This window comes from Salegentibacter sp. (assembly GCF_036568425.1).
Taxonomy (GTDB): Bacteria; Bacteroidota; Bacteroidia; order Flavobacteriales; family Flavobacteriaceae; genus Salegentibacter.
Genome location: NZ_DATCSO010000027.1, coordinates 1 through 12,070, shown reverse-complemented (window position 1 = coordinate 12,070; position 12,070 = coordinate 1). Strand labels below are relative to the sequence as shown.

The 12,070-nt window shown below is 38.4% G+C and carries 9 protein-coding genes and 1 rRNA gene; 9 read left to right on the top strand and 1 reads right to left on the bottom strand.

Annotation, left to right across the window (positions count from 1 at the left end; translation table 11 throughout):
* Positions 1–37 precede the first annotated feature (37 nt).
* The 9 genes from VIM94_RS03035 (at position 38) to VIM94_RS02995 (ending at position 11,327) form a co-directional block, all read left to right on the top strand.
* A complete protein-coding gene (locus VIM94_RS03035; RefSeq protein WP_332037816.1) occupies positions 38–1,432 on the top strand; it encodes a trypsin-like peptidase domain-containing protein in 1,395 nt (464 codons plus the stop codon).
* Between the two features lie 126 nt (positions 1,433–1,558).
* The gene (locus VIM94_RS03030) at positions 1,559–3,007 is read left to right on the top strand and encodes a glyceraldehyde-3-phosphate dehydrogenase (protein ID WP_332037815.1); all 1,449 of its coding nucleotides are present in this window, start codon (positions 1,559–1,561) and stop codon (positions 3,005–3,007) included.
* A 184-nt stretch (positions 3,008–3,191) separates the two neighbouring features.
* Positions 3,192–3,773 (top strand): hypothetical protein, encoded by a 582-nt coding sequence (locus VIM94_RS03025; protein ID WP_332037814.1) that lies wholly within the window; start codon positions 3,192–3,194, stop codon positions 3,771–3,773.
* Between the two features lie 33 nt (positions 3,774–3,806).
* Positions 3,807–4,493, top strand: a complete 687-nt coding sequence (gene trmD, locus VIM94_RS03020; RefSeq protein WP_332037813.1) for a tRNA (guanosine(37)-N1)-methyltransferase TrmD — start codon at positions 3,807–3,809, stop codon at positions 4,491–4,493.
* 113 nt (positions 4,494–4,606) lie between these two features.
* A complete protein-coding gene (rplS, locus tag VIM94_RS03015; protein WP_093405349.1) occupies positions 4,607–4,957 on the top strand; it encodes a 50S ribosomal protein L19 in 351 nt (116 codons plus the stop codon).
* A 592-nt stretch (positions 4,958–5,549) separates the two neighbouring features.
* Positions 5,550–7,769: an NADP-dependent isocitrate dehydrogenase gene (locus tag VIM94_RS03010; RefSeq protein WP_332037812.1), complete on the top strand. Its 2,220-nt coding sequence runs from the start codon at positions 5,550–5,552 to the stop codon at positions 7,767–7,769.
* Positions 7,770–7,910: 141 nt separating this feature from the next.
* Entirely contained in the window at positions 7,911–10,283 is a 2,373-nt protein-coding gene (locus VIM94_RS03005) for a TonB-dependent receptor (RefSeq protein ID WP_332037811.1), read from the top strand.
* A 2-nt stretch (positions 10,284–10,285) separates the two neighbouring features.
* The gene (locus VIM94_RS03000; RefSeq protein WP_332037810.1) at positions 10,286–11,095 is read left to right on the top strand and encodes a DUF4249 domain-containing protein; all 810 of its coding nucleotides are present in this window, start codon (positions 10,286–10,288) and stop codon (positions 11,093–11,095) included.
* Between the two features lie 10 nt (positions 11,096–11,105).
* Positions 11,106–11,327, top strand: coding sequence for a DUF6095 family protein (locus tag VIM94_RS02995; protein ID WP_332037809.1), 222 nt, complete (start codon positions 11,106–11,108; stop codon positions 11,325–11,327).
* A 610-nt stretch (positions 11,328–11,937) separates the two neighbouring features.
* Here the strand turns inward: VIM94_RS02995 and rrf are convergent.
* Positions 11,938–12,046 (bottom strand): 5S ribosomal RNA (gene rrf / locus VIM94_RS02990).
* Positions 12,047–12,070: the final 24 nt, after the last annotated feature.

Below are 12,070 nucleotides of genomic sequence, written 5' to 3'. Positions count from 1 at the left end.
ATTTAATGTTTACTTCATTCAAATTCAGTTTGGAAAAATGAAAAAATTTGCAAGTTTACTTATCGTTTCAATACTGGGAGGCGTACTAACGCTTGGCAGTTACAAATTATTCATCGAGCCCGAAACCCAAGCTCAGTTTATTCAGGAGAAATCCACTTCACAAGATTTTATACCGGCTAATTACAGTAGCAGGATTTACGGTACTAATGCCGATTTTACGGAAGCTGCTGAAAACACGGTAAATGGAGTGGTTCACGTTAAAAATGTTGCAGTTTACCAGGGCCCGCGTAGTATCTGGGATCTGTATCGCGGAAATCAGGGCGGCCGTGCCTTACAAGGTGCCGGTTCCGGAGTAATTATTTCTCCTGATGGTTATATAGTAACAAATAATCACGTAATTAAAGGAGCAAGTGAGGTTGAAGTCACCTTGAATAACAATAAAAATTACACAGCGGAAATCATAGGAGTGGCTGAATCTACTGATATCGCCTTATTAAAAATAGATGCTGAGGATCTGGATTATATTCCCTTTGGAGACTCTAACAATGTTAGGCTTGGTGAATGGGTTCTGGCCGTTGGAAACCCTTTCAATCTTAAATCTACGGTTACCGCCGGAATTATAAGTGCTAAGGCAAGGGACCTCAATACTTATGATGCCACCCCTCAGTCTTTTATTCAAACAGATGCCGCCATTAACCCCGGCAACAGTGGGGGTGCCCTGGTAAATATTAATGGTGAATTAGTGGGAATAAACACCGCTATAACCTCACAAACCGGTAGCTATATTGGTTATGCTTTTGCTGTACCTTCTAATATTACTCGAAAGATAGTAGAAGACATCCTGGAATACGGCGATGTTCAGAAGGGAATATTGGGAATAAGAGGAGGAAGTATAACCCCTGAAGCTGCGGAAGAATTCGATCTTGAAACAGCCCAAGGTGTTTATGTAGCCGAAGTAACTTCTGGTAGCGGCGCTGAAAAAGCAGGAATACGGGAAGGAGATGTCATAAGACAGATAGACAATATTACTATCAACAAGTTTTCTGATCTTACCGGCTACATCAATTCCAAGCGTCCTAATGACGAGGTAAGAGTGAAAATTCTAAGAAAAGGCAGGGAAAGAGATCTAAATGTGAGATTAACGAAAAACGAGATCTACAGGGTAAATAGTATTGGACTGGAAGTAACCAATGCTACTCAGGAAGAACTGGATGCCTATAATGCCCCGAACGGAGTTAAGATCTCACGAACCTTAATGAGCAATTTACCATCAGAGGAGTTGGTAGGAACTATAATTACCGCCATTAACAATCAAAAGGTAAGTAATATTGGAGACGTAGAAAGGATTATGAAAAACAGAAAAACTTCGGAATCTATCGTAGTTAGTTTTATTGACCGGAATGGAGAAAAACAACGGGTAGTATGGCGCTAAAAAACTGTTAAGCCTTAAAGAAATTAAGCTCTCCAAAAGGAGAGCTTTTTTATTCTAAAAATACTTTACGAAAACGTTTGAAATATATACTTTTGCTCAAGTTTAAACAAAACACACAACAAAATAATGAGCTTTAATCAAGGTTACGAAAGGGAACTGGCATTTCAGACTAACAGGCGCCGGGCCACAGTAGAATTTATCAACATCGTTAGTGACTTATGGTATGACAAGTCTATTGAACTTGTTCTTTTCAGAAATCAACTTTTAAACCGGAATGTAAGTGACATTCTTAATTTACACGAATATGCCGGAGAGGTAGTTCAAAAGCCTATCTCTATATTCGATTCGGTAGAGATAGCAAAGGCTATTCAAGACCTTAAAATGCCCCCAGCAAAACTGGATATCGGTAAACTTACTTATGAATTCCACCTGGAAGATCAAAAGTACAGTAATGCCATGGCCTTTGTATCTCATAAACTCAAAGATGCCAAGGATTACACCAAGTTAGTTCCTAAGGATGTAGTACTATATGGTTTTGGTAGAATTGGCCGGCTTATAGCCCGCGAATTAATGAACCGTACCGGGAAAGGGAACCAATTAAGGCTTAGAGCAATAGTGACCAGAGGAAAAGTAGATAGAACCGTTCTGGAGAAAAGGGCTTCCTTACTTAAAAACGATTCAGTGCATGGTGACTTTTCAGGAACCGTGGCGATTGATGAAAAAAATTCAGCATTGCTAATTAATGGCACTACTGTATACATTATTTCTGCAAATCAGCCCGAAGATATTGATTATACTAAATACGGAATAGAGGATGCATTGGTGATTGACAATACCGGGGCGTTTCGCGATAAAGAAGCACTTAGCCGACATCTGAAATCTAAAGGAGCTTCACGGGTGCTGTTAACTGCACCAGGAAAAGGCGTCCCTAACATAGTTCACGGTGTGAACCATAAGGAATACAATCCTGATGAGATCGAGATATTCTCAGCCGCGTCCTGTACTACCAATGCCATCACCCCGGTTTTAAAAGCGATTCAGGATTCTTTAGGCGTAGAAAAAGGGCACCTTGAAACCATTCATGCGTACACCAACGACCAGAACCTTGTAGATAATATGCACAAAAAATACCGACGCGGAAGAGCTGCTGCCCTGAATATGGTTATCACTGAAACCGGTGCCGGAAATGCTGTTGCTAAAGCATTACCTGTTTTTGAAGGGAAATTAACCTCAAATGCGATAAGGGTTCCAGTTCCTAACGGATCACTTGCAATTCTAAACCTGGAAATTCAAAAGAAAACAAGTATAGACAAGGTGAATGCTATCTTAAAGAAACATGCCCTTGAAGGAGAACTTGTAGAACAAATTAAATATGCTGTGGATAATGAACTGGTATCATCAGATATTGTTGGTTCAAATGCTCCCGCAATTTATGACAGTAAAGCGACTATAGTTTCAAAAGATGGTAAGAGTATCGTACTTTATATATGGTATGACAATGAATACGGTTATAGTCACCAGGTGGTTAGACTGGCAAAATATGTTGCTAAAGTAAGAAGATACACCTATTATTAGAATAAACTGAAATTTTATTAAATCTTAACCCACCTTTTATTGGTGGGTTTTTTCTTTTTATCATTAACTTCGCAGCCCCAAAAATTTAAAAATAAACGATTTAGAATTAAGATTTAAATTGTTACAATAAGTTATCCTGGCCGGCGTTGTGTCCATATAAATTAATGCATTTAACCCCAAAGTAATGAACAAAACTATTTTCGCAATCTTAAGTTTAAGTCTGCTAAGCCTTCAGTTTTATGCCCAGGACAGTTTAAACACAAACCCTGTTCAGGATGAATTCAATGAACTTATTGAGAACTCCAATAATTACCAGGGCTACAAAGTTGTTGATTATGAAGCCTTGGTAAGATTGAAAAACAACACAAACCGGTATTTCGATGAATTACGAGCTGAAATAGAAACTCAAAAAAACACAGCTAACCAGCAAATTGCCGAGATTGATTCCCTCAAAGAAGAGTTAAAGGCTACTCAGCAAGACCTGGAAAAAGTAAATGCTGAAAAGGATGCTATCAAATTTCTTGGGATGCCTATGAGCAAAGGTAGCTATATGGGAATGATGTGGGGAATTGTAGGTATTTTACTAATTGCCTTATTATTCTTTATATACCGTTATAAAAACTCTCATGCTACTACCAGTGAGGCACGTAAACGTTTAGCTGAAACAGAAAAAGAATTTGATCTTTACCGTAGCAAAGCTCTTGAAAAAGAACAACGCCTCGGCAGAATGCTTCAGGATGAGCGCAACAAAAACTCTAACAGTTAATCATATTCGGCCTTAATCTCTAAAAATCACCATATGCGTATTGATATAATTACGGTAGTCCCTGATTTGCTGCGAAGTCCGTTTGAGGCTTCTATACTGAAAAGGGCGATAGAAAAGGGTTTGGTTGAAATTCATCTCCACAACCTGAGGGATTACGTAACCGATAATTATAAACAAATTGACGATTATCAATTTGGCGGAGGCGCTGGAATGGTAATGATGGTAGAGCCAATTGATAAATGCATTACGAAGCTTAAGAGCGAAAGAGATTACGACGAACTAATCTATATGACCCCTGATGGGGAGCGTTTAGAACAAAAAATGGCGAACCAGCTTTCCATGCATCAAAACCTTATTATTCTTTGCGGTCATTATAAAGGAGTTGATCAACGGGTTCGGGATCATTTTATCACAAAAGAAATTTCTATTGGAGATTATGTGCTCTCAGGTGGAGAACTTGGAGCCGCAGTACTTTGCGATGCGGTTATAAGACTTATCCCTGGGGTTTTGGGAAATGAGACTTCAGCATTAACCGATTCCTTTCAGGATGATTTATTGGCGCCACCGGTTTACACCCGTCCTGCAAATTACAAAGGCTGGAAAGTCCCGGAGGTATTAACTTCAGGAAACTTCCCTAAAATCGAGCAATGGCGGGAAGAACAGGCCTGGGAACGAACCAAGAAGCTTCGCCCGGATCTTCTGGATGAATCAGAAAAATAACTCCTTCACCTGCTTGCATTTAAAATTTATATTTGTAATTTTGCACTCATTCTAAAATAACCTCTGGCGAAAACCGTGAATGTTGTTTTGGATTATACCTTAAAAATATATCGATGGAATCGTTAATTAAATTTGTACAGGACGAATTCGTAGCTACAAAAGATTTTCCTGAATTTTCTGCCGGTGATACAATCACCGTATTTTACGAGATTAAAGAAGGACAAAAAACCCGTACCCAGTTTTTTAGAGGTGTGGTAATTCAAAAAAGAGGATCTGGATCTTCTCAAACTTTCACCATTAGAAAAATGAGTGGTACTGTTGGAGTAGAGCGTATTTTCCCGGTTAATCTACCTGCAATTCAAAAGATTGAGGTGAATAAACGAGGTAAAGTAAGAAGAGCACGTATCTATTACTTTAGAGGCCTTACCGGTAAGAAAGCCCGTATTAAAGAAGCAAAAAGATAATTCATTTTTCTTCAATATATCTAAAAGCCCCGATTTTCGGGGCTTTTTTTATGGCTTAACCTGAAGGATTGGTGAGATAATATTTTAACAAAATCACTAGAGAAAATTGACTTTTTTATTTGTATATTTAGTATCAGGAATTCATATTAAAGCTGAATGACAAAAGGATTTTAAGCTTTAAAAAATATGTAAAGTTTATTCTTTACATATGATTTTTATCTTCTATATAACGCTCATTTTTTGCAATGGCAAGAATAGTTTGAAAGATAAAAATCATCATCTGAAAGTTTTTTTCGCTTATACGAATAAAAGCTTTCAATTGAAGTTCACCCACCAGGGCTTTTGTCCTTTAAAGAATTTAAACATTCGGTGATTGTGTGATACTTCAGTGAAGCCATTTCATTTTAGCAATTAAGATGAAATGGCTTTTTTATGCCTTCTTTTCTCCCGCCAATCTCTTAATAGCAAGTCTTAACTTAACTATGATAGAAGCCCGAAAAATCTTATATTGCACATATCAATAACGCCCGGGATTCCTACGGGCGTTTCTGAAGTTTAAGCATTACTAAATTATACCGATAAAAATTAAAAAATGACACAAGAAGCAAAAATAATTTATACCAAAACAGATGAAGCACCTGCCCTGGCAACTTACTCTTTTCTTCCGATAGTCCAGGCTTATACCAAGGCAGCCGGCGTTAGCCTTGAAACAAAAGACATTTCCCTTGCAGGTCGTATTCTAGCTCAGTTTCCAGATAAACTTAAAGCCGATCAAAAAGTCAGTGACGCCCTTGCCGAATTAGGAGAACTCGCTAAAAAACCCGAAGCAAATATCATAAAGCTTCCAAACATCAGTGCTTCAATCCCACAGCTTAGAGCAGCTATAAAGGAATTACAGGAAAAAGGCTATAACCTCCCCGATTATCCCGATGAGCCAACAACCGAAGAAGAAAAGCAAGTGAAGACTAAATACGATAAGGTAAAAGGGAGTGCAGTAAATCCTGTATTAAGAGAAGGAAATTCAGACCGGAGAGCTCCAAAAGCCATTAAGAATTTTGCCAGAAAATACCCTCATAAAATGGGCGAATGGAGTTCAGATTCTAAATCACATGTTGCCACAATGGAAGACGGTGACTTTAAAGCAAACGAAAAATCTGTAACGCTTTCTGAGGCAACTAAGGTAAAAATCGAATTTACTTCAAAAGAAGGAGAGAAGAAGATTCTTAAAGACAACCTGGCTCTTTTGGAAGGAGAAATCATCGATGGGACTTTTATGAGCAAGAAAAAACTTGTTGCTTTTTTAAAGGAACAGGTGAAAGACGCCGAAGATAAAGGAGTTTTATTTTCATTGCATATGAAAGCTACCATGATGAAGGTTTCTGACCCCATTATTTTTGGCCATGCTGTGAAAGTTTTCTTCGAAGATGTTTTTCAGAAATATGGAGAAGACATTAAAAAAGCCGGAGGAGATCCAAATAGTGGGCTTGGAGATGTTATAAATGCATTGGATAATTTACCAACAGAGAAAAGAAATGAAATAGAAGCAGCTATCAAGAAGGATCTTGAGGATGGACCAGATGTTGCGATGGTTAATTCAGATAAGGGAATAACGAACCTGCACGTGCCAAGTGATGTGATTATTGACGCCTCAATGCCTGCGATGATAAGAACCTCAGGGCAAATGTGGAATAAAAATGATGAAACTCAGGATACAAAGGCAGTAATTCCTGATAGTAGTTATGCTCCCCTTTATGAAGAAACCATTCAATTCTGTAAAAAACATGGTGCTTTTGACCCTACAACCATGGGGACAGTCCCTAATGTTGGTTTGATGGCACAAAAAGCCGAAGAATATGGTTCTCACGATAAAACCTTCGAAATTCCGGCAGACGGTACAGTAGAAGTAGTTGATATCAACGGGAATACACTTATACAACACGAAGTAGAGGCTGGCGATATCTGGAGAATGTGCCAGGCAAAAGATGCTCCTGTTCAGGACTGGATAAAACTGGCTGTTAATCGTGCTAAAGCATCAGGAATGCCTGCTGTTTTCTGGCTTGATAAGAACCGTGCCCACGATGCTGAATTGATCAAAAAAGTAAATAAATACCTTCCTGATCACGATACCTCCGATATCGAAATCGAAATAATGTCGGTTGCAGAAGCGACCCGTTACACATTGGAAAGAGTAAAAGAAGGAAAAGATACCATTTCAGTTACAGGAAATGTGCTTCGGGACTATTTAACCGATTTATTCCCAATCCTGGAAGTTGGCACCAGTGCTAAGATGCTTTCCATCGTACCACTAATGAACGGTGGAGGTTTATTTGAAACCGGAGCAGGTGGCTCGGCCCCAAAACACGTACAGCAATTCCTTGAAGAAGGACATTTACGCTGGGATTCCTTGGGAGAATTCTTAGCCCTGGCTGCTTCACTGGAACACCTGGGAGATAAATATGACAACAAAAAAGCTCTTATTTTATCTGAAGCTCTTGATGATGCTACAGATAAATTCCTTGAAAACAGCAAATCCCCTTCAAGAAAGGTGAATGAAATAGACAACCGGGGTAGCCATTTTTACCTGGCATTATACTGGGCACAGGCTCTAGCCGCCCAGGATAAAGATTCCGACTTAAAAGCTCACTTTAGTCAACTTGCTGAAACCCTTAAAGAAAATGAAAACAAGATCAATGAAGAATTGATCGCAGCCCAGGGATCTCCTGTAGATATAGGCGGTTACTACAAACCTGAGGAAAAACTCACCAACAATGCAATGAGACCTAGCAAAACCCTGAATAATATTATTGCATAGTGAAATCAGAATAATTGAATAAAGCCGGATTATCTCCGGCTTTATTATTTTTAATACTGAACATTTGATCATTAAACAATACCTAAATAAATGTTTAGCATTTTTATTTTGAATTAACCTGTTCTATCTTTACCCCAAAAATTGAAACAAAATTTTCGCCTTTTTATTTTAGCCTGTTGCTTTGCCTTTACAAGCTTTGCTCAGGAAAACTATACCCTAAGCGGCACAATCACCGATGCCTCCAGCAATGAGACTTTAATAGGAGTTAATGTGCTCATTCCTTCCCTAAACACAGGAGTAGTTACCAATGAATATGGTTTTTATTCATTGAAAGTACCAGAAGGCACTTATGATTTGGTTATCTCATACTTAGGTTTTCAAACCATTTCAGAAAACATAAGGATCTCCAGCGAGACCAGTCTGAATTTTAAATTAAACAAAAGCTCAGAATTTCTTGATGAAATAGTCATAAACCAAAGCTCTGATGGCCTTAACATTCAAAAGCCGCAAATGAGCTTGAATAAGCTTTCCATAAATACAATAAAGAAAATGCCGGTGGTTTTTGGAGAAGTAGATGTAATTAAGTCTTTATTATTGTTGCCGGGAGTCTCAAATGCCGGAGAAGGCTCTTCCGGTTTTAACGTTCGGGGTGGTGCTGTAGACCAGAACCTAATTTTGTTGGACGAAGCTACTATTTATAATTCTTCGCATTTATTCGGCTTTTTCTCAGTTTTTAATCCTGATGCTATAAAAGATCTCAAACTTTATAAAGGGGGAATACCAGCAAAATATGGCGGTAGAGTATCTTCGGTTTTGGATATTTATCAACGTGATGGCAATAGTCGTGAATTTAAAATGCAAGGTGGAATTGGTGTGATTTCAAGCAGACTGCTTGCCGAAGGTCCTATAGTAAAAGACAAAGGCTCATTTCTAATTGGCGGCCGTAGCTCATATGCACATCTTTTTCTGAAATTTACGGATAATGAGAATTCTGCTTATTTCTATGACCTTAACACCAAACTGAGCTATAGGTTAGACGATAAAAATAAGCTTCTATTTTCAGGATATTTTGGAAGAGACGTTTTTTCGCTAAGCAGGAATTTCAAAAATACCTATGGAAACACTGTTTTAAACCTTAGGTGGAACCATATTTTCAGCACTAATATATTTTCCAATCTCTCGGTGATTTACAGTGATTACTATTACGGATTAACTCTTGGATTTGTTGGTTTTAACTGGGATAGCGGGATAAAAAACATCAATCTTAAATATGATTTTGACCATTACTTAAACGATACCTTTCAGCTAAAATATGGTCTTCAGAATACCTATTATGATTTTAACCCTGGAGAGATCGAACCCATTGACGAAACTTCAGGAATAAATTATTTTAAACTCAAAAATAAGTATGCTGTGGAGACCGCGGTCTATTTATCGGCAGAGCATAACATCTCCAACAAGATTTCGGCTGAATATGGTTTGAGGTATAGCGGGTTCTACCGGCTAGGCCCCGATGAAATTAGCACCTACGAAAATGACACTCCCGTTGTTTATAATGAAGACCGCGATATTTATGAAGAAGCTGAAGCAATAGGTACGCAAACATATGAAAGTGATGAAATTATAAGCTCTTTTGGGAATTTTGAACCCCGGTTCTCCATTGCCTATAGCTTCAACGATAATCAATCGGTTAAGGCGAGTTATAACAGGATGGCACAATATCTCCATCTAATCTCCAATACAAGTTCCCCTACTCCCTTGGACGTGTGGACCCCAAGCGGCCCGTTTATTGACCCGCAGATCCTGGATCAGTATGCATTTGGGTATTTCAGAAATTTTAAGGAAGGCACCTATTCCCTGGAGGCTGAAACCTTCTATAAAAAAATTAGGAACCGCATTGATTATGTAAATGGTGCAAATCTTATTGCGAATAACAATATTGAGAGAGTCATTCTAAACGGAAAATCCAGGGCTTACGGGCTGGAGATACTCTTCAGGAAAAATGAAGGCAGATTTACTGGATGGCTGGCGTACACATTATCCAGGGCTGAACAAAAAACACCGGGCAGGACACCAGTAGAAACCGGCATTAATAGCGGAGGTTGGTACAAATCAAATTATGACAAGACCCATGATATAAGTATTACTGCCAGTTATGAGGTCTCAAAAAAATGGGAGCTCAATGCAAATTTCAACTTCCAAACCGGTTTGCCTTCCACATTTCCTACTGCTCAGTACAACTATAAGAACATAACAGTGCCGGTTTATTCACAAAGAAATAGCAATAGATTACCGGCTTATCACAGGCTGGATCTTTCTGCTAACTATAACCCAAATATTTCTTCAGAAAAAGATTTCAAGTCTTCCTGGAGTTTTGGAATTTACAATATTTACAACCGAAAAAACGCCTATTCCCTTACTTTTAAGGAAAATAGCGATACCGGAGTTAACGAAGCGGTCAGGCTTAGTTTATTTGGAATTATCCCCTCTGTTACTTATAATTTTAGCTTTTAAAAATGAAAACGCTTTTAAAAATATTCAGTCTCTTTCTTATTTTTATCGTTGCATCCTGTGAAGATGTAGTGGATATCCCTTTAGATGAAAGCGAAGCTAGATTGGTAGTAGAAGCTTCAATTCTTTATTATAAGGGTTCTGAAAATAATATTCAGCAAATTAGACTAACGGAAACTGCAGCTTTTTATGACGAAGAAATACCACCGGTTGAAAATGCAACGGTTAAGATAATCTCTGAAGAAGGTATTGAATACAACTTCATTCATACTTCAGAAGGCTACTATATCAACGAAGACCTTAAGCCCAATTTAGGGGAAAGTTATGAATTAGAAATTGTATATAATGATGAAGTTTACACTGCAACTGAAACTATGATGAGCGTTACAGATATTGACTTTATAGAGCAAACGGAAACCGGAGGTTTTTCAGGAGAGGAGATTGAAGTCAAAGTATTTTATACAGATCCTGTTGATGAACCTAACTACTATCTCTTTATCTTTAGAAATGACAAAATAAGTTTGGAAATTTATGAAGACAAATTTACTGATGGTAACCAGATTTTTGGATACTATTCCAATGAAGACATCACACCGGGAGATATTATAGACATTGAGATGTACGGTATTTCGAAATCCTATTATGAGTACCTCTTTATTCTAAGGGCTCAAATTGGGGAGAATAGTGGAGGACCTTTTGAAACCCAACCGGCAACGGTAAAAGGAAATGTCATAAACCAAACCAATAAAGAAAATTATCCTTTTGGATACTTTCATCTTTCAGAAGTGGATACCACTACTTATATTGTAGAATAAACAAAAAACAATGAAGCATACTAACAAAAAGATACTTGGTAAAGGTTTAAAATATCTTGGCATCGCATTACCACTATCTTTAATTGGCCCCAGTGTTTTGTTTACCGCCTTTAATAATCAGGACCACCCCTGGTATTTTCCTGTTCTGGTTATTGGTATCATAGCCTTTATTGCAGCTATTTTTCTAATGTTTAAAGGAATTCTTACTATAGTAAAGGCAGTATTTGATTAACCTAAACCTCCTATGCATTATTTCTGTCCGGCTAGCTCTTCGGCTTCCTGGAAAAATTCCCGTTGAAGTTCCAGGGTTTTCTCATCAGCACCAATAGCCCGGAGAACTTTTACCATAGCTTCTACTTTCTCTTCCGTAACCAATTTACCGAATTCTATGCCTGCCTTTTTCAGTTTCCCCGTACCACCCCATTATATACGGTTGGAATTCCCGGTAGCATTATCTGGGCAGCACCCTATTCATTAATAGCCCTGTCACATGGCACAGGCGCAGATATAATAAAGAAAAAGTTTCTAATTCTCCTGTGTGCATTTCGCCTATTGGATGAATTTTTCTCACTGGGTTAAAATCCTTCTGAAATTCAGGATACGGAGAGGGATTATAAAACCTCTGGCGATAGAAAGATAAAGAGATTGATAAATTAAGCGCTTAAAAGAATGCAAGCCCGCTGGCAGAAAGGCGGCGTCGACCTATTAAATAACCACCTTTTGAATACCAGAACCTTGCACGCAGTATGCAAAGCTGTGGGAATTAATCCCGCTACGCAGCGGGACCTCCCAAGATTATGCAAAAAAAAAGACCCTTACAACTTAATGCAAGGGTCTTAAAAGAAAGGCGGCGACATACTCTCCCACAAATAGCAGTACCATCTGCGCTAACGGGCTTAACTTCTCTGTTCGGAATGGGAAGAGGTGAGCCCCGTTGCCATAACCACCTTAAGTCTTTGAGTGTAGTATAAAGAC